Origin of the sequence: Myxococcus dinghuensis (assembly GCF_024198235.1) — a bacterium.
GTDB classification, from domain to species: Bacteria; Myxococcota; Myxococcia; order Myxococcales; family Myxococcaceae; genus Myxococcus; species Myxococcus dinghuensis.
In genome coordinates this window covers 36,761-59,844 of record NZ_JAKCFB010000047.1, presented here as the reverse complement: position 1 = coordinate 59,844, position 23,084 = coordinate 36,761, and the positions used below count along the sequence as shown (strand labels likewise).

Here is a 23,084-nt window from a genome sequence, read left to right as displayed (position 1 = left end):
GGCACGGAGGGACGTACGGGATGTGGGCGCCGGGGGACGGTCGGGGGGGCGCGGGGGGGAGTTGGGGGGCCTGGTCGGAAGAGGACACGCGGACGGTGGGCACGGAGCGGAGTGGGGAGGTCGGGGGGCCGTCTTCGCGTGGGGGGGACTGGGGGGGCCAGGAGGAACAGGAAGTCGAGTCGTCCTACGAGGACGATCTGCTGTGTGAGATCGCCAGTTTCTAGGGTTTGGCGCGGAGGCCGGGGGGCGCTCTGCTCCGGCCGACGGCGTCGGGGGACGACCGTCATCTTCCAGTGGGGACGTTGCGGAGCACGGCGGGGGGCGATCGTGGTCCTGTAGGTAGCGGGGGCGATGTCACCCGGAAGAGTCGGGGCGTGGCGGCCAGGGTGGCGAGGGGATGCGCCCCAGGCCCTCCGCTCCTGGAATCTCCAAGGGATTCCGGGGGCGGAGGGCTTCGGAACCACTGCTGTCGGGGATAGGGTGCGGGCTCCTTCTCGAGAGGAGTCCCCCGAATGAGGTTCCCCACCTGGGCGGCCCTGCCGCTCCTGTTCATGTCCGCATGCGCGACCCCGTCCGGCCCCCGGGTTTCGGGGAGCGCGGTGGCCGCGTCGACGCTCCTGCCCTGGTCTGGGCAGATCGCCCTGCGTGAGCAGTGGCTGGAGCAGCGGCACGGGCTCGTGCTGGACATGATGCGCCGGCACGGCGTGGGGATGTGGATCATCCACAACGAGGAGTTCCACGATGATCCGCTCACCGAGCACGTCGCGCCGCCGAGGCCGTACGCGGGCAACCGGGACATCTTCGTCTTCGTCGACGCGGGCGCGGAAGGGCTGAAGCGGGTGGCGTTGACGGGCTACCACGACGTCGCGCTCGAGCGCTTCTTCGAGCTGCCCGGGGAGCGCGCGCCGCGCGAGGTGTTGCAGGAGCTGGACGCGCGCTACGCGCCGAAGACGATTGCCCTGGGCATCGGCGGCAAGCGCGGCGTGACGCGCAGCCTGACGCGGGACGGGTACGCGTTCCTGGTGGAGGCGCTGGGGGAGAAGGCGGAGGCGCGGTTCGTGAGCGCCGCGCCGCTCATCGAGGAGTACCTGGACACGCGCCTGCCGGGCGAGTGGGAGACGTACCGGGGGCTGGTGGCGCTGACGGAGTCCGTGGTGGCGGAGGCCTTGTCGTCCGCGGTGGTGACGCCGGGGAAGACGACGGTGGGCGAGGTGCGTCGCTGGCTCTACGACAGGCTGTGGTCCCTGGGCGTGCGGACGTGGTTCCAGCCGGACCTCCGCGTGCAGCGCAGGGACGGCGTGGCCACGACGTCACGCGGCTTCCTGGCGACGGCGACCGAGGACGTGGTCATCCAGCGGGGAGACCTGGTCCACGTGGACTTCGGAATCACGTACATGGGGCTCAACACGGACTGGCAGAAGATGGCCTATGTCCTGCGCGATGGTGAGACGGATGCGCCGGCGGGGTTGAAGCGGGCGCTGGACAACACGCGCGCGCTCCAGGACGTGTTGATGCTCCAGGCATCGCGGCCCGGACGCTCCGTGGCGGACGTGTACGACGAGACGATGGCCGCGATGAAGGAGCGCGGAATCGAGGCCATGGTCTACAGCCACCCGCTGGGGGCGCAGGGCCACGCGTTGGGGGCCTCCATCGACTTCCGCTCGGCGGCGCGCAAGGAGGAGCCGAAGCGCCTGCGCGAGGGCTCGTACATCGCCATCGAGCTGAACACGGCGACGCCAGTGCCGGAGTGGGGCGGGCAGAAGGTGTTCGTGATGGAGGAGGACCCGGCCTACCTCACGAAGGACGGCTGGAAGTTCTTCGTGCCGCGGCAGGACGCCTTCTTCCTCATCCGGTAGGGGCGCTCAGATTCCGATACCCAGGCCGAGGCCCAGCGCCCACATCCGCGCGGCGCTGGGAGAAGGGCCGCGCTCGGGGTCACCCAGGTCCACGCGAACGCCGGCGCGAGCGAAGGCGGGGCCGAGTCGCACGCGGACGAAGGGCTCCACGGACAGTTGGGAGTTCTCCCCGTCCCAGGCTCTGTCGGTGAGGCGGGGGGAGACGACCTGGGCGCGCACGCCAGGCTCGAGCAGCCCCAACGCGAGCGCCGCCTCCAGCGCCGCCTGCGCGACGAAGTGCGTGTCGTCGCGGTTGGCGCGGGAGACGGGCACCAGCAGGCCCAGCGCCACGTCCGCGCGCAATTGGAAGCCGGGCAGGTCCAGGCCCGCGGACATGGGGAACACGACGGAGGTCGTGTCGAGCGCCCACAGCCACGGGTCCGCGAGCCCGCGCACGGCGGACGCGGTGGCGTAGTTGAGGGCCTCCGCCTGGGCGTCGAGTCCCGCCTCCGCGCGGGCCGCCTCGTGCCGAGCCAGGGGCAGCGCGACGCCCACGCCCATGCGGACGAAGGCGCTGTCATCCGCGAATCCACGGACGTGGTGCAGGGCGACCAGGAGGTTGGAGGAGCCGACGTGGCTGCGGCGCGACGGTGAATCTCCGTCGGGCTCCAGGGTGGTGTAGGGCAGCCCCCAGTCGAGCCGGAGCTGGCCGTGTTCGGAGAGGCGGAGCCCGGCGGACAGCGTGGGCGAGGCGTGCCGCGTGGAGACGTGACGCAGGCGGGGCGCGGAGGAGAAGACGAGCGTGGTGGCCAGGAAGTTGTCGGGCTCCCGCACCTGGGCCGCCGCGCCCGTGGCGAACAGGAGACCGCACAGGGCGGTCCACGCGGCGGCGCGAGAGCGGGAGGCGCCGAAGCGCTGGGACGTCGACATGGCGGTGGTTCCGTCGGAGGTCCGTCCGGTCCACGGCCTCCCCCCTTGCAACACCCGAGGAGACGCCGAGCGTCACCGCCCTTGACGCGAAACCCACCTTTTCCAGCCGGAGGTCAGCCTCGCGCGGCGGGCGGACGTCCCCCCACGTCGGCCCACGTGAGGCCGAACCGGGCGAGGTACTTCTTGAGCCGGTCCGCGTCGTTGACGCTCGTCTTCTTCTCACGGGATTGGGAGAAGAGGACGCGCCCGGCCTCGGAGAGGGAGCGCGCGTCCCGGCACACCTCCAGCACGTCCGCGAGCTGCACCCGGTCGAACCGGTCCAGCTCCGACGCGAGGTCCTCGCCCAGCACCTCCGCCACCCGGTCCTTGGCGACGTCCGCGGCCTTGCCGCTCCGGGGGCGCCACTGCGAGCGCAGCCGCTGGAGCTCCTCGTCGACGACCTCGCGGGTGATGCGTCCTCCCGGCGCGAGCGTGGCCATGCGCAGCACGGCGGCGTTGAGGTCGCGGAAGTTTCCGGACCAGCGGGCCTCCGGGGTGGTGGCGAAATCGAGGAAGCGCGCCTGGGCCTCCTTGTTGAACGTGACGCGCGTGCCCACCGCCTCCGAGGCCCGGTCCAACTCGTAGAGGAGGTTGGGGGGGATGTCCTCCGGCCGCTCGCGCAGGGCGGGCAGCCGGAACGTCCACAGGTTGATGCGCGCCAGCAGGTCCTCGCGGAAGCGGCCCTGCTCCACCTCCTCCTGCAGGTCGCGGTTGGTGCCGGCGATGAGCTGGAAGTCGCTCTCCACCTCCTTGTCGGAGCCCACGGGCAGGAAGCGCTTGTCCTCCAACGCGCGCAGCAGCATGGCCTGCTCGTCCGCGCCCAGCTCGCCGATCTCGTCGAGGAACAGCACGCCGCTGTTCGCCTGACGCAACAGCCCCGGCCGGTCCTGGAGCGCGCCCGTGAACGAGCCCTTCACGTGGCCGAAGAGGGTGGACATGGCGCTGTCGCCTCGCAGCGTGGCGCAGTTGAGGTCCACGAACGGGCCGCTGACGCCGTGCCGCGCCTTCTTCAGCGCGTAGACCCGTCGCGCCAGCTGCGACTTGCCCGCGCCGGTGGGGCCCATCAACAACAGCGGCGCGCGGGAGCGGGTGGCCACCTGTTCGACGCGCTCGATGAGCTGGTTGAAGGCGGCGTTGCGGGTGTCGATGCCGGCCTTGAGGAAGGACAGGCCCTCGCGCTGCTCCTGCTGGAAGCGCGTCGCGAGCGTGTCGTAGCGCGACAGGTCCAGGTCGATGACGGTGTGCGTGCCCTCCGCCGACGGCTCCCGTCCCTTGGGGGACAACTGGACCAGCCGCCCGGGGATGTGCCGGCTCTCCACGAGCAGGAACATGCAGATCTGCACGATGTGCGTGCCCGTGGTGATGTGGACCAGGTAGTCCTCCTCCTCGGGGTTGAAGGGATAGGCGCGCGCGTAGTCGAGCAGCGCGCCGTAGGTCTCCTCCAGGTCCCACGGGTTCGCGATGTCCAGGGGCGTGGGGCGCACCTGCGTCTCCGGGGAGATCTGCCGGATGTCGGCCAGGACCGTCGTCACCAGCCCCGAGGACTTCGGCGAGTGCAGCAGCTCCAGCCGGTCCACCACCAGGTCCTCCTGCTGGCACAGCGCCACCGTGGGGCGCCACTTCGTCCAGCGCTGCGGCCCCTGACCCGTGTCCAGCGTCGTCCCGAGCATCCCCAGGACCACCGTCGGTTTCCTGCGCGTCTTCGCCATACAGATAGGAACCTTATCTCAGGAGATAGATTCGAGCACGCCTCGAGTGTCGGTTCCCTCTGGAACCGGGTTGGCACGCCGGCTGCTTTGGGTCCCTGCGTGCCTGGGACATCGAGCCTGGGCGGACGACCGGAAAGGTGAAGGGCCATGGAGCGCAACAACGCGAGCTACGAGGTGCTGTCGGACGAGGCGGGTCGCCCCATCAAGTCGTGGACGGTGGGCGTGCCGTTCGAGGACGAGGCCAAGAAGCAGCTGCGGAACCTGCGCGGGCTGCCCTTCATCCACAAGTGGGTGGCGGTGATGCCGGACGTGCACCGCGGCTACGGCGCGACGGTGGGGAGCGTGGTCCCGACGGTGGGCGCGGTGGTGCCGGCGGCGGTGGGTGTGGACATCGGCTGCGGGATGATCGCCGTGCGCACGACGTTGCGCGCGGACCAGCTCCCGGACTCGCTGCGCGGGGTGCGCTCCGCCATCGAGCGGACGGTGCCGCACGGCCGTACCGACAACGGCGGCCGTAACGACGTGGGCGCGTGGCGCGTGGCTCCGGCCTCGCATCAGGCGGAGTGGGCGCGGCTGCAGGTCGGCTACGACCGCATCGTCGGGAAGCATCCGCGCATCGGCCGTGGGCCGGACCTGGCGCACCTGGGTACGCTCGGCACGGGGAACCACTTCATCGAGATGTGCCTGGATGAGTCGGACGGCGTGTGGCTGATGTTGCACTCCGGCTCGCGCGGGGTGGGTAACCGCATCGGGAGCCACTTCATCGAGCTGGCGAAGGAGGACATGCGCCGCTTCTTCATCCACCTGCCGGACGCGGACCTGGCGTACCTGCCGGAGGGCTCGGCGAACTTCGATGACTACGTCTTCGCGGTGGAGTGGGCGCAGGACTACGCCGCGACGAACCGGGCGCTGATGCTGCGCGGCGTGGTGGATGCGCTGCAGTTGAGCGGTGAGCTGCCGCCGTTCGAGCTGTCCGACTCGGCGGTGAACTGCCACCACAACTACATCTCCCGGGAGCATCACTTCGGGAAGAACTGCTTCGTGACGCGCAAGGGCGCGGTGCGGGCGCGCGAGGGTGACCTCGGCATCATCCCCGGCAGCATGGGGGCGCGTTCGTACATCGTCCGCGGGAAGGGAAACGCCGACGCCTTCCATTCCTGCAGCCACGGCGCGGGCCGGGTGATGTCGCGTGAGGCGGCGAAGAAGCGCTTCACGCTGGAGGACCACGCGAAGGCCACCGCGGGGGTCGAGTGCCGCAAGGACGTGGACGTGATTGACGAGACGCCGGCTGCATACAAGCCCATCGACGCGGTGATGGCGGCGCAGGCGGACCTGGTCGACGTCGTCCACACCCTGAAGCAGGTGGTGTGCGTGAAGGGGTAGTCCAGAGGCACTGACGACAACCCTTTCTCGCGAGGTGGCCATGCCGGGATGAAGACACCGAGGCGCCCGCTCTCCCCAAGAGGCCGAAAGGCCGCCAGCGTGGGAGGGCGGGCGCCGCTATTTCGTGGAGAGGTGTCAGGATGTCCGGACGGGTCCGTGGGTCGCGGCAACGCGGGAGGCAGCACATGGTGCGCATCGATGGTTCCAAGGGCGAGGGCGGAGGACAGGTGCTGCGTACGTCGCTGGCCCTGTCGTTGGTGACGGGGACGCCCTTCACGATGACGAACGTCCGCGCGGGGCGCGCGAAGCCGGGCCTGTTGCGACAGCACCTGACGGCGCTCAAGGCGGCGGAGGCGGTGGGGGCGGCGGAGGTGTCCGGCGCGGAGCTGGGGTCGAAGGAGGTGACGTTCCGTCCGCGCGCCCTGGCCGCGGGCAACTACCACTTCGCCGTGGGCTCGGCCGGCAGCGCGACGTTGGTGTTCCAGACGGTGCTCCCGGCGCTGTTGATGGCGTCCGCGTCGTCCACGCTGATGCTGGAGGGGGGGACGCACAACCCCGCGGCGCCGCCGTTCGACTTCCTGACGAAGGCGTACCTGCCGCTCCTGCGGCGCATGGGCCCTTCGGTAGAGGCGACCCTGGAGCGCCCGGGGTTCTTCCCCGCGGGTGGCGGGAAGTTCCGTGTGGACGTGCGGCCGGCCCCGCTGGCGCCGCTGACCCTGTTGGAGCGTGGGCGCGTGGTGCGCCGCGACCTCAAGGCGTCGGTGGCGATGATTCCCTTCGACGTGGCGAAGCGGGAGATGGACCGGGCCAACGCGCTGTTGAAGTGGCGCCCCGACGAAGTGCGCTCGGAGGAACTCAAGCGCTCCACCGGTCCGGGCAACGTCCTGGTGGCGGAGGTGGAGAGCGAGCACGTCACGGAGGTCTTCACGAGCTTCGGCGAGCGCGGGAAGCCCGCGGAAACCGTCGCGGAGGAAGTGGCCTCCGAGGTGAAGCGCTACCTGGACGCGGAGGTGCCGGTGGGCGAGCACCTGTGCGACCAGCTCCTCCTGCTGTTGGCGCTGGCGAAGGGGGGGACGTTCAGGACGCTGCCGTTCGACGGGCACGCCCAGACGCAGGTCGACACGATGGCGCACTTCCTCGACGTGAAGGTCGACGTGCGCCAGGTGTCTCGCGAGGTGTGCGAGGTCGAGGTCCGGGGTTGAGTCCACGCGTCCTCCAGGCGCTGGCGCTGGAGTGACCTGCTGGAGGACGCGGAAGGGCCCCCTGGCCCGGCAACCGGGACGCGGATGAGAGCCTGTGGCAGGCGGGGGTCGACCCTCGGAGGCTCGCGACCTCCCTGTCCACCGGTGAGCTGGCGCGGCTGCACGTGGCCATCCGCGCCGTCCTGGACGAAGGCCTCCGCCTGCGCGGAACCCAACGCGACCTGTTCGGTGTCCGGGGGCGTGCCCGACACCGGCGCAACGTCTTCGGTCGGATGGGCGCACCCTGCCCGCGTTGTGGAACGCCCATCGCGCACACGCGGGTCGGAGGGCGCAACACGTTCTGGTGCCCGACGTGCCAGCCCGAAGAGGGCATGCCCTCCGGTCCGTTCCAACCGTCCCTGCTTTGAAATCCACCTCGGACCCGGATGCCTCCCCCTCCTCACGGGCAGCAGGAAGGCCCGTGCCCCCGGAAGGGGCCGGTGCGCGACGGGGCCGACGGCTGTTATGAAGCGGGGGTGTCCGACGTCTCCGAGCCCACACCGTCCGCCCTCGACTCCGCGCTGGCCCGCGCCAGCGAGGAGCTGGGCTTCCCCAGCTACTATCAGTCCTGTGTGCGTCCGCTGTTGCGCAATCCCGAGGGGCGCTGGCCGCGCTGCTGTGGAGGTGGCTGTGAGCCGTGCGCCCAGACGCTCATCCAGGTGGCGCAGCGGACGCTGGAGCTGCTCGGGACGCCTCGGCAGGCGCCCCTCCCGGACTGATGTCAGGAGGCCGTGAGCCGCGTATGTCCCCCCCGCTCCCGTTGCTGCTCGTGGATGACGATGCCGCCTTCCGGAAGGTGTACGGCGGGCTGCTGCGAGGCGCCCGCTACGAAGTGGTGGAGGCCGCGGACCGGCCGGCCGCGCGCGCCGCCTTCGACGCCCGCGCCTTCCCCGTGGTGCTGCTCGACCTGATGCTTCCGCCGGACGGCAGTGTGTCGGCGGGGCTGGAGGGACTGGCCGCGCTGCTCGAGGCCCGGCCCGACACCAAGGTCATCGTCGTGTCCGGAGCGGGCGACACGCGCCACTCGCTGGAGGCGGTGCGGCTGGGGGCCTACGACTTCCTCACCAAGCCCGTGGACCCGGACGTGCTGCTCGTCGTCGTGCAGCGTGCCTTCGCGCGCGTGGCGCTCGAGCGGCAGGTGGAGTCGCTGCGCACGTCCCTGTCGCAGGCGGGGGCGGACGTGTCGCTGGTGGGCCAGAGCGCGTCGTTCCTCTCGGCCGTGTCGCTGGCGGAGCGCGTCGCCGCGAGCGACCTGCCGGTGCTCGTCACCGGAGAGAACGGCACGGGCAAGGAGCTGGTCGCGCGCACCGTCCACCTCAAGAGCCGCCGCCGCTCCGGGCCCTTCATCCCGGTCAACTGCGGCGCGCTGCCGGAGACGCTGCTGGAGAGCGCGCTCTTCGGCCACGTGAAGGGCAGCTTCACGGGCGCGACGAGGGACCACCGCGGCCTCTTCGCGGAGGCGGACGGCGGTACGCTCTTCCTCGACGAGCTGGGCGACATGACGCCGGCCCTCCAGGTGAAGGTGCTGCGCGCGCTGGAGACGGGTGACATCCTCCCGGTGGGCATGGACCGGCCGGTGCACGTGGACGTGCGGCTCATCTCCGCCACGCACAAGGACCTGGGGCGGATGCTCCAGGAGGGTACCTTCCGCGAGGACCTCTACTGGCGCGTGAAGGGCGTGGAGGTCCGCCTGCCGCCGCTGCGCGAGCGCGCGGTGGACCTCCCGCTCCTGGCGAAGCACTTCCTCAACCAGTGCGCGCACCTGACGCCGGATGGCCGGGCGCGCCTCCTGTCGGACGCCGCGGCGGACGCGCTCGTGTCGCATGCCTGGCCGGGCAACCTGCGCGAGCTGCGCCATGAGATGCAACGCGCCACCGTGCTCGCGGGCGAGCGGCGCGAGGTCCAGCCCGAGGACCTGTCCTTCACCGGCAGCGAGCGGCCCCGCGCCAGCGCCGCCCCCGGCGCCACCACGCTCGCCGCGAAGGTGGAGGCGCTGGAGCGCCGCGAAATCGAGGAGACCCTCAAGCGCTGCGGCGGCAACCGCACGCACTCCGCGGAGGCGCTGGGGCTGTCGCGCCAGGGCCTGCTCAAGAAGCTGGAGCGCTTCGGCCTGACGTGAGTCAGAACAATCGCGCGCCCAGGCCCACCCTCAGGTTCCAGCCCAGCCGCGTATCGGACACGCCCTGCCGCTCGCGGAAGGACTCCACCCCGAGCTGTCCCGCGACGAGCACGGACAGGTCGTTGCCCAGGTAGACCTCCGCGCCGCCGCCGCCCAGCACCTGGACTCGCCGCGAGTCGGACTTCGACAGCCCCACATCCACGGGCACGTCGACGAGCCCCAGCACCGTCACGGTCTCCGCCACCCGCCACCCGGTGATGAGCCCGGGAGACAGCCGCAGCAGCACCCCGGAGAAGTTGTCGTCGTCCATGTACGTCGCGCCGGAGTTGAACACCACGCCCAGCCCCAGCGTCGGCGCCATCGTCAGCGCGCCGCGCTCCAACACCTTCACCCGCATGCCCAGCTCCAGCGCGGCGGACAGTTGGAACCAGTTCATCCGGGCCCGCGCCTCCAACTCGAAGCCGGAGATGCCCTGCCGGAAGCCCACGCCCAGCTCCGGCGCGCCGGCATAGCCGTAGAGCGACGTCGCCCCATCCGGCAGCGTCACCGGCGCCAGCACCGCGCCCAGTCGATCCTCCGACGACGGGGGCTCCAACCCCGCCTCCCTCGTGCCGACGGCGCCGGACTCCCCGGCCGTCGCGGGCGGCTCCTGCGCGACGGAGGGGGCGGCGAACAACAACGCGGGGAGCAGGGAGGCCAACGAGGCAGGGCGCGTCATGCCGTGCACCCTAGCGCGACGGATGTGTGACGGAAACTCAACGATTCCAGGGACTTGTGTGCATGTTGCGTGTCTGGCAGGCTTCACTGGAAGAATTCGATATTCATGGTTGCCGCGCTTCCACAGCCGCTCGCGCGCGAGGACGGTCCGGGGCTCTCGGAGGCTCCCGGGGGCCATTGCGGTCCGCGGGTTCGACGCAGGCCGCCACGGGTGCTGGTGGTGGACTCGGACGCGGAGGCGCAGTCGGCGCTGGCCGCGGGGCTGGTGGCGGCGGGCCTCGAGGTGCTGCTCGTCGCGGGCTTCCAGTCGGCGATGGAGGCCCTGGCTCCGGAGGCGGGGCGGCCCGGGTTGGTGCTGTCCGAGGTGGAGCTGCCGGACGGTGACGGCTTCAGCCTGTGCGGCCAGATTCGCGCCGAGGCGCGCACGGCGAAGCTGCCCGTGATGTTGCTGGCGCGGCGGCCGGAGGACTTCCACCGGGACCTCGCGGGCGGGGTGGGCGCGGACGACTACCTGGAGCGGCCGGTGCCCGTCGAGGACGTGGTCGCGCTGGCGCGACTCCAGGTCGGAGGGCGGACGGGGGACGCGACGTTCGAGTCGCACACGGAGGTGCTGCGCCTGCCGGACGTGGCGCGGGCGCTCTTGTCGGGTGTTCGCTCCGGCCGCGTGGCGCTGGCGGAGGGCGCGGGCTGGTTCGCCTTCCGGCACGGGCTGGTGGTGGACGCCGTCTTCCACGGCGAGCGGGGCAGCCTCGCCTTCCGCCGCATGCTGGGCTTCGGCGCGGGGGCGTTCGCGGTGACGTTGGGGCCGGAGCTGCACAAGGGCTCCTTCACCATGGACCGCGCCTACCTCCGTGACACGGTGCTGCCGGGCCTGGCGCGCTTCGACGCGCTCCGGGAGCGGGGACTGCCCCTGGCTTCGCGACTGACGGTGGACTTCGCCAGGCTGGCGCGGGAGCTGCCCTCGCTGCCGGAGGACGTGGGCGAGGTGGTGCGGCTGTTCGACGGGCGGCGCACGCTGCGCGCGGTGCTGCTGGAGTGCCGCTATCCGGAGGCCGTGGCGTACGAGGCGGCCACCCGCCTGTTCTCGCTCGGGGTGTTGGTGCCCGCGTGCCTCGTCGAGGAGCGGGAGCGCGTGCGCGGCGGCGTCGCGGTGCCTGGCTTCTTCGAGCCCTCGCCGTCCGTGGCGCCGGTCGCGCCCGCGCGCCTGGAGGTCTTCGTCCCCACCGAGCCGGGCTACACGCTGGAGGCCGCCCCGCTCCGTCCTCCGCCCCGGCCCCTCACGCTGGTGGAGGTGTCGTCCTCGGCGCCGCTGGTGCTCGCGTTCCCCGGCCCGTCCACGCGCGCGCCCCGGACGGCCGACGAGGACCCGGACGAGCGCGAGGGCTGAAGGGTTTGACTCCGCGCCCCGGGCTGGGCGACAAGGCCGGCCAGAGGGCGACACCTTCATGTCCGGTCACAATCGGTGGTCGAAGATCAAGCGCCAGAAGGCCGCGATGGGCGCGACCAAGGGCAAGCTCTACTCGAAGGTCATCAAGGAGATCACCGTGGCCGCGCGGCTCGGTGGGGGTGACCCGGCGGGCAATGCCCGGTTGCGCGTGGCGCTGGCGGCGGCCCGCGAGGCCAACATCCCCAAGGACACCGTCGAGCGCGCCGTCAAGAAGGGCACGGGCGAGCTCGAGGGCGAGAGCTACGAAGAGGTGATGTACGAGGGCTACGGCCCCGGCGGCGTCGCGGTGCTCGTCGAGTGCGTCACCGACAACCGCAACCGCACCTCGGCGGACGTGCGCTCCGCCTTCGGTCGCCACGGCGGCAACCTGGGCGCCGAGGGCGCGGTGGCCTGGATGTTCCAGAAGAAGGGCATCGTCACCGTCAAGCCCGGCCCCGAAGAGGACACCGTCATGGAGAAGGCGCTCGAGGCGGGCGCCGAGGACGTGCTCACCCAGGGCGCGGACGGCTTCGAGGTGCGCACCGCGCCGGCGGACCTGCACACGGTGGCGGTGGCGCTGGAGGGCGCGGGCCTGGCCCTGGGCGAACAGAAGTGGGGCTACCTGCCGCAGAACACCGTCCAACTCGACGGCGACAATGCGAGGAAGATGCTCAAGCTGATGGACGCGCTCGACGAGAACGACGACGTGCAGAACGTGCACGCCAACTTCGAGATCGACGAGTCCCTGATGGAGTCCCTGTCGCAGTAGCGACGGGTGGAACGGAGCGAATCGTGCGCGTGCTCGGGGTGGACCCCGGTAGCCGCTTCATGGGCTACGGCGTGGTGGAGGAGAAGCGAGGCAAGCTGGTGCACGTCGGCCACGGCGTCATCAAGGTGGACGAGTCCGCGCCGCTCGCCGCGCGCCTCAAGGACCTGCACGCGGCGCTGTGCATCGAACTGGAGCGCTTCCGGCCCCAGGCGGTCGCGGTGGAGGGCGTGTTCACCTTCCGCAACGCGCGCAGCGCGCTGGTGCTGGGGCATGCCCGGGGCGTGGCGCTGCTGGCGGCGGCCCAGGGCGGGCTGCCGGTGTTCGAGTATCCGCCCGCGAAGGTGAAGAAGTCCGTGGGCGCCGGCGGCGCGGATGGCAAGGACGCGGTGGCGCGGATGGTGCGCACGTTCCTGGGCCTGGAGGCGGCGTCGCTGGGCCGCGCGGACGCGAGCGACGCGCTGGCGGTGGCGCTGTGCCACCTCAACCACGGCCGGGCCGCGGTCCCCTCCGTGGGCTCGACGGGCAAGAAGCGCAAGGGCGCCGCGGCGCTCCTGGCGGACAGACTGGCGCCGTCCTACCGGCGCCCGGAGGCGGGATGATCGCGCGGCTGCGGGGAGTGGTGCTGGAGAAGGACGCCGAGGACGCCGTCGTCGACGTGCAGGGCGTGGGCTACCGGGTGAACCTCTCCACGCTGACGCTCGGAAAGCTGCCCGTGGAGGGGCAGCCGGTGGAGCTGCGCATCCGCACGGTGGTGCGCGAGGACGCCTTCGAACTGTTCGGCTTCCTCAGCAAGGCAGAGGAGGACGTCTTCCTGCTGCTCAACGGCGTCTCCCGCGTGGGGCCTCGCATGGCGCTCGGCGTGCTGTCCGGCATGGAGGTGCCGGAGCTGGTGGCGGCGCTGTCGCGCGGCGAGGTCTCCCGCCTGGCGAAGATCCACGGTGTCGGGAAGAAGACGGCCGAGCGCCTCGTCCTGGAGCTCAAGGACAAGATGAAGACCGTCCACCTGGAGGCCGTGTCCCGCGGCACCGCGCCCGCACCGGTGGAGGGTGGGACCCAGTCGGACCTCGTCTCCGCGCTGCTCAACCTGGGCTACAAACCCCCTCAGGCGGAGAAGGCGGCGGAGCTGGCCACCAGTCGCCTGGGCGCCGACGCCTCCTTCCAGGCCCTGTTCCGCGAGGCCCTCAAGTCCCTCAGGGCCGGTGGATGACGGGCCTGGAACGTTCCCTCCTCCCCACCGACTGATGTGGCCGGGAAGCGGTTTTCCCGGAACTGCCCGCACAAGCCTCTCTCCTTTGAGAAAGCGAAACGGTCGGGGGCGCGACGACCCCGGTGTCGGCCTGGCATCAAGGGTCGGCCCGCGTCGCAGGATGGAAGACATCTCGGGGCGAAAGCTCACCTCTCCTGGCTGGTCGATTCCGCCAGTGGTGACACTTTCCAGCCACAGCGGTGGAAGCAAAGTCCCCACCCAGGACAAGGAGTTGCTCACATGAAGGCAAGGCATGGCATCCGGATGCTCGCGTTCGTTCTCTTGGGGAGCGTCGCGGGTGGGTGTGGCCCCGTCCCCGAGGGGAGGGGCGGGCAGGCCGAGGTGGAGGCGCTCCCGGTGGAGGCCGTGGCGGAGTCCGGGGAGGGCGTGCAGAAGGCGGCGCGCCAGGGGCCGTCCGGGCTGAAGCCGGAGGGCCTGGTGGGACACGACGGGCGGGTGTTCTTCAGTGGAGACGACGGCGAGAGCGGGCGCGAGCTGTGGATGAGCCCGGGCGAGTCCGCGTGCGCCGTGTTGGTGAAGGACATCCGTCCCGGGGCGGCGGGTTCGGTGCCGCGCTTCCTCACGCCGCTGGGCAAGTGGGTGTACTTCGTCGCGGACGACGGCGTGCACGGGCCGGAGCTGTGGCGCACGGATGGCACGGCGGTGGGCACGACGCTGGTGAAGGACGTGCTGCCGGGCGCGCTCGGGGCGGCGCCGAGGGGGCTCACGGCGGTGGGCGAGCGGCTGTACTTCACCGCGGAGGACCGGGAGCACGGCCGCGAGCTGTGGCGCACGGACGGCACGCCGGAGGGCACGGTGCTGGTGCACGAGTTCGCGCCGGGGCCCGCCTCGCTCCCGCTGCTGGAGCTGACGGCCTGGGAGGACCGGCTCGCGCTGACGTCCTACGCGGATGACGAGGCGGTGCTCTGGACGGTGGAGTGGGACGACACCGCGCGCCGCGTCTTCGCGACGCAGGTGGGCGTGCTCGTCTCGCTGCGCCCCGCGGGGGGCCGCCTGTTCTTCCTGCGCGACGCGGGGCTGGACGAGGGCGAGCTGTGGGTGACGACGGCGCAGGAGGGCGGCGCGCAGCGTCTGCGGACGTTCCCCGGGGAGCTGCCCTCGCAACTGACGGTGATGAAGGGGGTCGTCTACTTCCTGGCGGGTGCGGAGGCGGGGCTCGGGAGGCTCGGGGACGCGCTCCACGGCGGCGAGCTGTGGCGCAGCGACGGCACGCCGCGGGGCACGCGCATCGTCCGCGACATCCGGCCCGGGCCGGCGGGCTCGATGCCCTCGAACCTGGTGGTGATGGACGGGGTGCTGTACTTCGCGGCGGACGACGGCTTACGCGGGCGCGAGCTGTGGCGCACGGACGGCTCGCTGCTGGGCACGTGGCTGGTCTGGGACATCGAGTGGGGGGCGGGGAGCAGCGCCCCGGACCAGTTGGTGGCGCGCGACGGTCGACTCTTCTTCGCCGCGACCACCGCGCGCTACGGGCGCGAGGTGTGGACGAGCAACGGCTGGTTCTGGTGGACGTACCTGCTCACGGACATCGCGCCCGGCGCGGCGTCGTCCGACCCGCGCTCGTTCGTGTTCGTCGGGCCGGAGGTCTTCTTCCTCGCGGGGGACGGCATGAGCGACGTGTCGCTCTGGGCGCTGCCCCTGCGCAGCGGGGACTCCTGCGCGCGGCCGTCCCGGATCCAGGCGGAGCAGTGAGCCCGGCCGGGACTCAGGCGGCGCGCCGCGCCGACGCGGTGGGGCGCACGTCGCCGAAGTTGGGGGCGGGCAGGACGATGGTCGGCGACAGCCCCGGCGCGAGCATGCTGGCCGTCAAGAGCGACGACGGGTGGAAGTTGACGAAGGTCGGGTCCACGGACGAGGGGCCCGCGAAGAGCTTCTCCACCACCATGGAGCTGTACTGTTCGAGGGAGTCCTCGCGCGTGTTGCCGTTGAGGACCACCTCCCAGCCCATGTGCTCGGCGAAGCGGCGCACGCCGGGGATGGACGACAGCAGGGGCGTGTAGCTCTCCGTGGCCACGCCGTTCTCGCTGGTGACGAACACCTCGCGCGAAGTCGCCACCGCCAGGGACATGTTCCCGCGCGTGTGGCCGGGGGTGCTGAGGATGGCGGCGCCCTGGCCCAGCCACGTGTCCCCGTCGAGCAGCACCACGCGCTCGGCGGGGATGTCGGCGCCGTTGGGGACGAACCACACGGCCTGCATCGGGTGGAGGTCCTTCACCATCTCCCACTCGGCGCGCTGCACCAGCAGTTGCGCGCGGGGGAAGTAGGGCGGAGCGCCGTCGCCCCCCAGCCACCCGCGCAGGTCCTGCACGTGGAGGTGGTCGAACGCGAGGTAGTCCACGTCCGCGGGCGTCAGGCCGAGCGACGCCAGGTGGCTCTGCACGGTGCCGTGCCGGGTGGACATGAGCTTGTCGGAGACGAAGGCCCCGTAGCGCTCGCGCAGCGAGCTGTAGAAGGGCGCGGCCATGCCCCGCTCGTAGTCGCTCGGGTTGAAGAGCAGGGTGCGGCGGTCGCCGCGCGCGTCGACGAACTGCACCACCTGCATGCGGTTGGTCATCATCACGTAGGGCGCGGGCGAGAGCGCCGCCCCGCTGAAGGCGAACAGGGCGGGGTAGGGGAAGGTGATGAGGTCGCAGGTGGCCACGGCCGCCACGGGGCCCTGTTGCGTGAACTGCTCGCGGGCCTGGAGCGCCGCGCGACGCAATTTCTGCAGGCGGGGGCCGGGCAGGGACTCCGCGCGGGCCTCGGCGAGCAGGGGGAGGGGACGGAACGCGGGGCTCTGGCTCATGGGGTTCACCGTGTCAGCGAGAGGTCGGACACCGTCGAGGGGCGAGCTGCAGGTCCATCGTAGGAGGGAGGCGGCGCTCGCGCATGTTCACCCGCCCGCGAGGTGGGGTGCCCGTCCTCGTCGCGCCGGCGCACCCGAGCGTCCGCCAGTCCACACGTCCTGGCGCGGACCCAAGGCGGGCGGGGCTCAATCCGGCGTGAGGGCGTCTGCCGCCGCGAGGCGGTCTCCGGTCTCCAGTCTCCGGGGCGCGCGGGCGGCTCGGGGGGAGGAGGTCGGGGGCGGCGCGGGCGCCGGGAATCCACTGACTTCCCCGGTCGGGGACGCCTGCCCCGTCGTGGGGCGAGGAGGAAGGCCGGTCATTTGGACCGCGAAGCAACCCGTGTGGCGTCGGCGGATGTGGGCGACACGCGCGGGCTTCCTGTATAGGGTCGCATGGTCATGGCGAGGAAGTCCGACACTCTCTCCGAAGAGGTCCTCCCGGAGGACGTCCGGCTCGAGGCCTCCCTGCGTCCCCGCTCGTTCGACGAGTACGTGGGACAGGGCGCTGTCGTCGAGAAGCTCAAGGTGTACGTGCAGGCGGCGCGTGCGCGTGGCGAGGCGCTGGACCACTGCCTGTTTTCCGGCCCGCCCGGTCTGGGCAAGACGTCGCTGGCGCACATCATCGCCAACGAGCTGGGTGTGGGCATCTACGTCACGAGCGGCCCCGCGCTGGAGCGCAAGGGCGACCTGGCGGGGCTGCTCACCAACCTGAACGCGCGCGACGTCCTCTTCATCGACGAGATCCACCGCCTCAACGCCGCCGTGGAGGAGTACCTCTACCCGGCCATGGAGGACTTCCGGCTGGACATCACCATCGACACCGGGCCGGCCGCCCGGGCGATGAAGATCGACCTGCCGCCCTTCACCCTCATCGGCGCCACCACGCGCACGGGCCTGCTCACCTCGCCCCTGCGCGACCGCTTCCAGATCCAGGAGCGGCTCGAGTACTACGACTCGGAGTCGCTGGAGCTCATCCTCCACCGCTCCGCGCGCATCCTCGGCATCCCCATGGAGCGGGACGCGGCGCACGAGGTGGCCACGCGCTCGCGCGGCACGCCCCGCATCGTCAACCGGCTCCTGCGCCGGCTGCGCGACTTCGCCCAGGTGGAAGGCAACGGCCGCATCACCCTGGGCCTGGCGAGGAAGTCGCTGGACCGGCTGGGCGTGGACGCCAGCGGCCTGGACGCCATGGACCGGAAGATACTGCTCACCATCATCGACAAGTTCGGTGGCGGCCCGGTGGGCGTGGAGACCATCGCCGCCAGCGTGGGCGAACAACGCGATACCATCGAGGACGTGTACGAGCCGTTCCTCATGCAGGAGGGTTTCCTCCAGCGCACGCCCCGGGGACGGGTCGCCACGCATCGCGCCTACCAGTACTTCAAGAAGCAGCCACCGCCCACGCCCCAGGGCAGCCTCTTCTGACCCGCTAGAGAGCCATGAGCCAGGCCCCCACCCCCGCCTCTCCCGCTTCCGGCACCCCTCCCCCGCGCGTCGCGCGTGACTTCTACGCCGACCTGATGCGGGCCTCCCAGACGTCGCGCGCGGGCTTCCTCGCCGAGCGCGAGCGGTGGCTGCGCGGCGTGCCCGTGGAGGGCCGCGAGGAGCTGCTCTTCGAGTTCGAGATGCTGCTGCGCGCGGTGGAGCGCTACCTCAACCTCACCACCGTGGTGGACGCGAAGGACCGGCCGCTCGTCACGCGGGACTTCCACGAGGAGCTCGTGGACGTGCGCGACGCCATGGACCGCGCCATCCGCGTGGCCCGCAACCTCCAGGACCCGGACAGCGACCAGAAGATGGTCTTCCGCAAGTACGTGGAGACGCAGCTCGCGGACGACCGGGTGCGCCGCGCCCTCATCGAGGAGGAGCTGGACCAGGAGACGCCGCCGGAGAGCCTCTTCGTGTTGCGCGAGGCGCTCGACGCGCTCCGCAACCTGCTCGACCACCTGCTGCAACTGCCCACCGCCCGCCTCAACCTCTTCCAGGACGTGGGCAAGCTGGCCCTGCGGGAGATCATCCTCAACCGCTACTTCCGCCCCTTCCGGCCGCTGGAGTTCCGCGTCGAGTACGACCGGCTGCGCTCGGTGCGGCTGCTCGACACGCTGGGCGCGCTGGGGGAGGAGGCGCGCACCGCCTTCACCACCGCGTTCCTCGGCCTGTTCCGCCTGCTGCACTACCTGGCCTACGTGGACCCGGAGAACCAGCCCACGCCGCCCCGGCGCGTGCGCGTGCTGCTCGCGCTGGTGCGCAGCGAGACGCATGCCCTGGCCGCGTGGATGCACTCGGACCTGTCGCCGCGCGCGGGCGCCAAGCCGCTCCAGGCCGCCGCGCTGCGCGCCGCCCGCGACCTGGCCCGGGAGACGGAGCGCATCGGCCGCGAGGTGCTCGCCCAGGTGGACCGGGAGCCGGACGCCGCCGCGCGCGCCGCCGGCGCCTTCACCACGCTCCTGCGCGCGCAGGTCGTCGCGCTGGTGGAGGCCCTGGCCCCCAACGGCGGGCTGAACGAAGGCGTCTTCGACGGCCTGGTGAGCCCCCAGGACGCGGCCCTGCGGCTGCGCAAGGACCTGTGGGTCTACGCCCAGCTCTGCCGCGTCGCCGAGGGCCACCTGCGCAACGACGACGTGCCCGCCGCCGAGCGCGCGCTGGACGCCATCAAGTCCTTCCTCACGTACTTCCACGACGGCGGCTACCAACTGCTGCGCTACGCGGACTACGACGCCTTCGACCGCTTCACCGCGCTGCTCGTGGAGCTTCCCTGGCCCCCGGAGGGCCCCGGCATCCGCGCCCGCCTCGCGGAGGACCTTCGCCGCTTCGGCCAGACTCTGGAGTCCACCTTCCACGCCGTCAGCCGCCGCACGCTGCTCCAGGGCCGCGGCTTCGACCGCCAGGAGGCCGAGGCCCTGCGGGACCGCTTCTTCCCCGCGCCCTCCGCGCGCTGAGGCCCGCCCCAGCCACGCCGCCCGGGTCCGCTCACGCCCCGCGTGTGGCGCAACCCCGGGCGGGGAACACTCACACCAGGGGTGTTTGCTTCCAACCACTTCCTTGCGCTATGGACCCGCCCGTGTTGCATGAAAGACACGCTTCCTTGCCGGGCGCGTCATGGTGAAGGGCGGCGGAGGACACGGCGGAAGAATCCCGGACACCGATGTCGTGGTTTCGGGTGAATTCACCGGTGGCCTCACGGGGGGCGGGTTCCGGACCCTGTCCGAAACCCTCTGCGCGGTCAGAAATTCGTGAGCGGTTCCGAAGGGTTGGTCGCACTCCAGTCCCTCGTGACAGGCTCCGGCGTGTTACGTCATCGTGGCATGCCGATTGCTGAATATGCGCGTCGCGTTAGACCACTGTTGAACGATTCCGGTGCCCTCTGGCGAGATGGGTGACTGGAAGCCCCGCAGCACGAGAGCAGCCACGAGGCGACACCCACATGCCCCCGTCTTCCTACAACCAGCGCACCCTTTCGAAGACCGTCAGCCTCCAGGGCGTTGGGCTCCACTCGGGCGTGAAGGTGACGCTCACGCTGCGTCCGGCGCCGGTGGGCCACGGCATCGTCTTCGTGCGCACGGACCTGGCCCGGCCGGTGAGCATCCCCGCGCTGGCCGAGTACGTGGTGGACACGTCGCTGGCGACCACGCTGGGCCGCGACGGGGTGCGGGTGGGCACGGTGGAGCACTTCATGTCGGCCATGGCCGGCATGGGCATCGACAACGCGCGGGTGGAGCTGGACGGCCCGGAAGTCCCCATCATGGACGGCAGCGCCGCGCCCTTCGCGGCCCTCATCCAGGAGGCGGGCATCCGCGAACTGGACGCGCCCAAGGAGCTCATCGTCATCCGCAAGGCCGTGTCCGTGTCGGACGGTGACAAGCAGGCCACGCTCGCCCCCGCGCGCCACTTCCGCATCAGCTGCACCATCGACTTCGAGCACCCGGTCATCCAGGGCCAGGAGTTCGACCTGGACTTCAGCGACCGCGAGTTCTCCCGGGAGATCTCCCGCGCCCGCACCTTCGGCTTCCTGCGCGACGTGGAGAAGCTCAAGAAGCTGGGCCTGGCGCGCGGCGGCTCGCTGGACAACGCCATCGTCGTGGACGAGGTCTCCATCCTCAACCCGGACGGCCTGCGCTTCCCGGACGAGTTCGTCCGCCACAAGATCCTCGACGCCATCGGCGACGTGTCGCTGTTCGGCCGGCCCGTCATCGGCCACCTGACGGCGTACAAGACGGGCCACGCGCTCAATCACAAACTCGTGCGCAAGGTCCTTTCCGACCCGAGCTGCTATGAGATCGTCCACGCGCGTCGTCGCGACGTGGAGGGCCTGGAGCTGGGCCTGGACCTGGGGCTGTCCGGACGCACGGGTTCGCTGGAGCTGGAGCCGCTGGTCGCCTGATTGCCATTTGCTTGCAGGTCGGGGCTGGCTCGACTAAGTCGCGGCCCTATGCCCATGCGTCCCACCCCTGTCATCCTCGCCGCGCTCCTGGCGGCTTCGCTCACGGCCGGCTGCAACAAGGAGAAGGCGCCGGCCACCGCGCAGGCGCCCGCCGCCGCGCAGGCCGCGGGTGAGCCCACGCCCGAGACCGTCGTCGCCACCTTCGGCGATGGCCAGAAGATCACCTACAAGGAACTCAACGAGCGCATCCAGGAGCCGCTGGCCAACCTGGAGAAGCAGAAGTTCCAGCTTCGCAAGCGCGGCCTCGAGGGCATGGTGACCGAGCGCCTGGTCGACGCCGAGGCCAAGAAGCGCGGGCAGACGCAGGAGCAGTTCCTCAAGGCGGAGATCGACGACAAGGTCCCCGCGCCCTCCGACGAGAAGGTCAAGGAGGTCTACGACGGCGCCGCGGGCCAGCTGCCCCCGGGTTCGACGCTCGAGGCGATGAAGCCGCAGATCGTCGAGTTCCTCACCCAGCAGCCCAAGCAGGAGCGCGCCCAGGCCCTCTTCGCGGAGCTGCGCAAGAACGCCAACGTGCAGATCACCCTGCCGGAGCCGCCGCGTCCGCCGGCCGAGCGCAAGCAGGTGGCCGCCGTCGGTCCGTCCAAGGGCCCGGACACCGCGCCCATCACCATCGTCGAGTTCAGCGACTTCCAGTGCCCGTTCTGCAGCCGCGCCATCGGCACGGTGGACGAGGTGATGAAGGAGTACGACGGCAAGGTGAAGCTGGTGTTCCGCCAGTTCCCGCTCGACTTCCACAAGGAGGCGCAGAAGGCCGCCGAGGCCTCGCTGTGCGCCAACGACCAGGGCAAGTTCTGGGAGATGCACGACAAGCTGTTCGCCAGCCAGTCCGCGCTCCAGGTGGACAACCTGAAGAAGTACGCGGGCGAGCTGAAGCTGGACCAGGCCAAGTTCGACAAGTGCCTGGACTCGGGTGAGAAGGCCGCCACCGTGAAGAGCGACATGGCGGATGCCCAGAAGGTGGGCGTCACGGGCACGCCGGCGTTCTTCATCAACGGCATCATGCTCTCCGGCGCGCAGCCCATCGACGAGTTCAAGAGCATCATCGACGCCGAGCTGAAGACGGCGCAGAAGTAGTCTTCGAGGAAGGGGGACACGGGGGTGGCGCAGAAACCCAAGGCCACGCCCCGCGTCGGTGGCGAAGCGACTTCTCTGGAGTTGGAGAAGCCGCTGTCCACCGGACTCTCTTCGACCCGTCCTCTCGCGGCCTGGTTCCACGGGCCCGAGGGGATGGTCCTCCTCCAGGAGCCGTCCGGCCTCGCGGGCTTCTTCGCGGGCAGCCTGGGCACCCTGTCGATGGAGGAGGTCTTCGCCCACGTCCTCTCCGGCATCCGCAGCGGCCTGCTCGCCGTGCAGCACGGCACGGTGCGCCGCACGGTGTCCTTCCGGGACGGGCAGGTCGTCTTCGCCACGTCCACGGAGCGCTGGGAGCGGCTGGGCGCGGTGATGGTGCGGCTGGGCATGGTGACGCAGGCGCAGCTCACGCAGGCGCTCTCGCGTGTCACGCCGTCGCGGCGCATCGGCCAGGTGCTCACCTCCGAGGGCATGGTGTCCGAAGCCCATCTCTACGGCGCCATGACGTTCGTGGTGCGCGAGGTGGTGCTGTCCCTGTTCGAGATGACGGAGGGCAGCTTCCTGTTCGTCGAGGGCCCCGCGCCCATGGCGGACGTGGTGAAGCTGCCCGAGCGCACGCGCGACCTGGTGCTCACCGGCATCAAGCGCTCGGAGGAGGTGGCGCGGCTGCGCCGCCGCTATCCCGAGGACATGCGCGCGAGCCTGGGCCCCGCGGGCGTCCGTCCGGGCGAGGAGCGTCGCTTCCAGCGGTTGGGGGCGGGCCTGTCCGTGACGGAGCTGCGCGGCGCCTTCGAGGGGGGGCCGCACGCCTTCTATTCCTGGCTGGACGAGTGTGTCGTCGGCGGGCACCTCGTGGTGAAGCCCGCCGCGCCGCCGCCCGCGCCGGGGCCCTCCGTGGAGGGCATGGCGTGGGAGCTGCTGTCCGCGGAGGAGCGCTACAACCTGCTCCTGTCCCTGGTGCACCGCGCGCTGCGCGACGCGGGCGAGGACGTGGACCTCCTGCGGGGCTTCCTCGAGGCGCCGCCGTCCGGACTGGAGGAGGCCTACGCCGGGGTGACGCTGGGGCCCGACGGGCGCGTGGACGTGGCGCGGCTGCGCGCCAACCTGCCCGGCGCGGACGAGGCGGTGGCGCGCGCCATGACGCTCGAGGCGCTCGACGCCATCGTCTCCTACGCGCTGTTCTCGGCGCGCAATGTGTTGCCTTCCGAGGTCGCGGAGCGCTTGTCCAACACCTACCGCACCCTGCAGGGAGGGCTGGCCTAGCAGGCGCCCCGTGCCCACGTTCGCGTCCACGGCCATTGCGGCGGGGG

Annotated in this window: 20 protein-coding genes and 1 pseudogene; 17 read left to right on the top strand and 4 right to left on the bottom strand. The window is 71.4% G+C overall.

Annotated features, from left to right (window positions below):
* Nucleotides 1–512 precede the first annotated feature (512 nt).
* Entirely contained in the window at nucleotides 513–1,856 is a 1,344-nt protein-coding gene (locus LZ198_RS36845) for a M24 family metallopeptidase (protein WP_253976824.1), read from the top strand.
* A gap of 6 nt (nucleotides 1,857–1,862) precedes the next feature.
* Here the strand turns inward: LZ198_RS36845 and LZ198_RS36840 are convergent, their stop codons facing one another.
* Both LZ198_RS36840 and rtcR read right to left on the bottom strand, forming a co-directional pair.
* Entirely contained in the window at nucleotides 1,863–2,765 is a 903-nt protein-coding gene (locus LZ198_RS36840; protein ID WP_253976823.1) for a hypothetical protein, read from the bottom strand.
* Nucleotides 2,766–2,878: 113 nt separating this feature from the next.
* Entirely contained in the window at nucleotides 2,879–4,513 is a 1,635-nt protein-coding gene (rtcR, locus tag LZ198_RS36835) for an RNA repair transcriptional activator RtcR (RefSeq protein ID WP_253976822.1), read from the bottom strand.
* 147 nt (nucleotides 4,514–4,660) lie between these two features.
* On the opposite strand from rtcR, the gene LZ198_RS36830 reads away from it, so the two are divergent.
* From LZ198_RS36830 to LZ198_RS36810, 6 genes and pseudogenes are all read left to right on the top strand, one after another.
* On the top strand, nucleotides 4,661–5,896 hold the full coding sequence (locus LZ198_RS36830) for an RtcB family protein (protein ID WP_253976821.1): 1,236 nt from the start codon (nucleotides 4,661–4,663) through the stop codon (nucleotides 5,894–5,896).
* Nucleotides 5,897–6,081: 185 nt separating this feature from the next.
* Complete coding sequence (gene rtcA / locus LZ198_RS36825) at nucleotides 6,082–7,098, top strand: RNA 3'-terminal phosphate cyclase (protein WP_253976820.1); 1,017 nt, start codon at nucleotides 6,082–6,084, stop codon at nucleotides 7,096–7,098.
* An 80-nt stretch (nucleotides 7,099–7,178) separates the two neighbouring features.
* Nucleotides 7,179–7,298: pseudogene (locus LZ198_RS43070) on the top strand (formamidopyrimidine-DNA glycosylase); the annotation flags it as partial.
* A gap of 72 nt (nucleotides 7,299–7,370) precedes the next feature.
* Complete coding sequence (locus LZ198_RS43065) at nucleotides 7,371–7,505, top strand: zinc finger domain-containing protein (RefSeq protein WP_256560249.1); 135 nt, start codon at nucleotides 7,371–7,373, stop codon at nucleotides 7,503–7,505.
* 108 nt (nucleotides 7,506–7,613) lie between these two features.
* Nucleotides 7,614–7,856: a hypothetical protein gene (locus tag LZ198_RS36815; protein WP_253976819.1), complete on the top strand. Its 243-nt coding sequence runs from the start codon at nucleotides 7,614–7,616 to the stop codon at nucleotides 7,854–7,856.
* A gap of 23 nt (nucleotides 7,857–7,879) precedes the next feature.
* Entirely contained in the window at nucleotides 7,880–9,256 is a 1,377-nt protein-coding gene (locus LZ198_RS36810) for a sigma-54-dependent transcriptional regulator (protein ID WP_253976818.1), read from the top strand.
* A 1-nt stretch (nucleotide 9,257) separates the two neighbouring features.
* On the opposite strand, the gene LZ198_RS36805 is transcribed toward LZ198_RS36810, so the two are convergent.
* Nucleotides 9,258–9,974 carry a hypothetical protein gene (locus LZ198_RS36805; RefSeq protein WP_253976817.1) on the bottom strand — a complete coding sequence of 239 codons (717 nt, stop codon included), beginning with the start codon at nucleotides 9,972–9,974 and terminating at the stop codon, nucleotides 9,258–9,260.
* Between the two features lie 105 nt (nucleotides 9,975–10,079).
* Here LZ198_RS36805 and LZ198_RS36800 point away from each other — a divergent pair, with 105 nt between their 5' ends.
* The 5 genes from LZ198_RS36800 (at nucleotide 10,080) to LZ198_RS36780 (ending at nucleotide 15,127) form a co-directional block, all read left to right on the top strand.
* Nucleotides 10,080–11,360, top strand: a complete 1,281-nt coding sequence (locus LZ198_RS36800) for a response regulator (protein WP_253976816.1) — start codon at nucleotides 10,080–10,082, stop codon at nucleotides 11,358–11,360.
* A 58-nt stretch (nucleotides 11,361–11,418) separates the two neighbouring features.
* Complete coding sequence (locus tag LZ198_RS36795) at nucleotides 11,419–12,168, top strand: YebC/PmpR family DNA-binding transcriptional regulator (RefSeq protein WP_253976815.1); 750 nt, start codon at nucleotides 11,419–11,421, stop codon at nucleotides 12,166–12,168.
* A gap of 23 nt (nucleotides 12,169–12,191) precedes the next feature.
* The gene (gene ruvC / locus LZ198_RS36790; protein ID WP_253976814.1) at nucleotides 12,192–12,767 is read left to right on the top strand and encodes a crossover junction endodeoxyribonuclease RuvC; all 576 of its coding nucleotides are present in this window, start codon (nucleotides 12,192–12,194) and stop codon (nucleotides 12,765–12,767) included.
* Nucleotides 12,764–13,375: a Holliday junction branch migration protein RuvA gene (gene ruvA, locus LZ198_RS36785; protein WP_253976813.1), complete on the top strand. Its 612-nt coding sequence runs from the start codon at nucleotides 12,764–12,766 to the stop codon at nucleotides 13,373–13,375. Before ruvC ends, ruvA begins: the two co-directional genes overlap by 4 nt.
* Before the next feature lie 279 nt (nucleotides 13,376–13,654).
* A complete protein-coding gene (locus tag LZ198_RS36780; RefSeq protein ID WP_253976812.1) occupies nucleotides 13,655–15,127 on the top strand; it encodes an ELWxxDGT repeat protein in 1,473 nt (490 codons plus the stop codon).
* 13 nt (nucleotides 15,128–15,140) lie between these two features.
* On the opposite strand, the gene LZ198_RS36775 is transcribed toward LZ198_RS36780, so the two are convergent.
* Nucleotides 15,141–16,220 carry an MBL fold metallo-hydrolase gene (locus tag LZ198_RS36775; protein WP_253976811.1) on the bottom strand — a complete coding sequence of 360 codons (1,080 nt, stop codon included), beginning with the start codon at nucleotides 16,218–16,220 and terminating at the stop codon, nucleotides 15,141–15,143.
* 432 nt (nucleotides 16,221–16,652) lie between these two features.
* Between LZ198_RS36775 and ruvB the strand changes: the two genes are divergently transcribed.
* The 5 genes from ruvB to LZ198_RS36750 all read left to right on the top strand — a co-directional run bounded on the left by ruvB (nucleotide 16,653) and on the right by LZ198_RS36750 (nucleotide 23,037).
* Nucleotides 16,653–17,684 (top strand): Holliday junction branch migration DNA helicase RuvB, encoded by a 1,032-nt coding sequence (ruvB, locus tag LZ198_RS36770; protein WP_253976810.1) that lies wholly within the window; start codon nucleotides 16,653–16,655, stop codon nucleotides 17,682–17,684.
* Between the two features lie 14 nt (nucleotides 17,685–17,698).
* Nucleotides 17,699–19,198 carry a hypothetical protein gene (locus tag LZ198_RS36765; protein WP_253976809.1) on the top strand — a complete coding sequence of 500 codons (1,500 nt, stop codon included), beginning with the start codon at nucleotides 17,699–17,701 and terminating at the stop codon, nucleotides 19,196–19,198.
* Between the two features lie 485 nt (nucleotides 19,199–19,683).
* On the top strand, nucleotides 19,684–20,640 hold the full coding sequence (lpxC, locus tag LZ198_RS36760) for a UDP-3-O-acyl-N-acetylglucosamine deacetylase (RefSeq protein WP_253976808.1): 957 nt from the start codon (nucleotides 19,684–19,686) through the stop codon (nucleotides 20,638–20,640).
* A 48-nt stretch (nucleotides 20,641–20,688) separates the two neighbouring features.
* Nucleotides 20,689–21,777 (top strand): thioredoxin domain-containing protein, encoded by a 1,089-nt coding sequence (locus LZ198_RS36755; RefSeq protein ID WP_253976807.1) that lies wholly within the window; start codon nucleotides 20,689–20,691, stop codon nucleotides 21,775–21,777.
* A 24-nt stretch (nucleotides 21,778–21,801) separates the two neighbouring features.
* Nucleotides 21,802–23,037, top strand: coding sequence for a DUF4388 domain-containing protein (locus tag LZ198_RS36750; protein WP_253976806.1), 1,236 nt, complete (start codon nucleotides 21,802–21,804; stop codon nucleotides 23,035–23,037).
* Nucleotides 23,038–23,084: the final 47 nt, after the last annotated feature.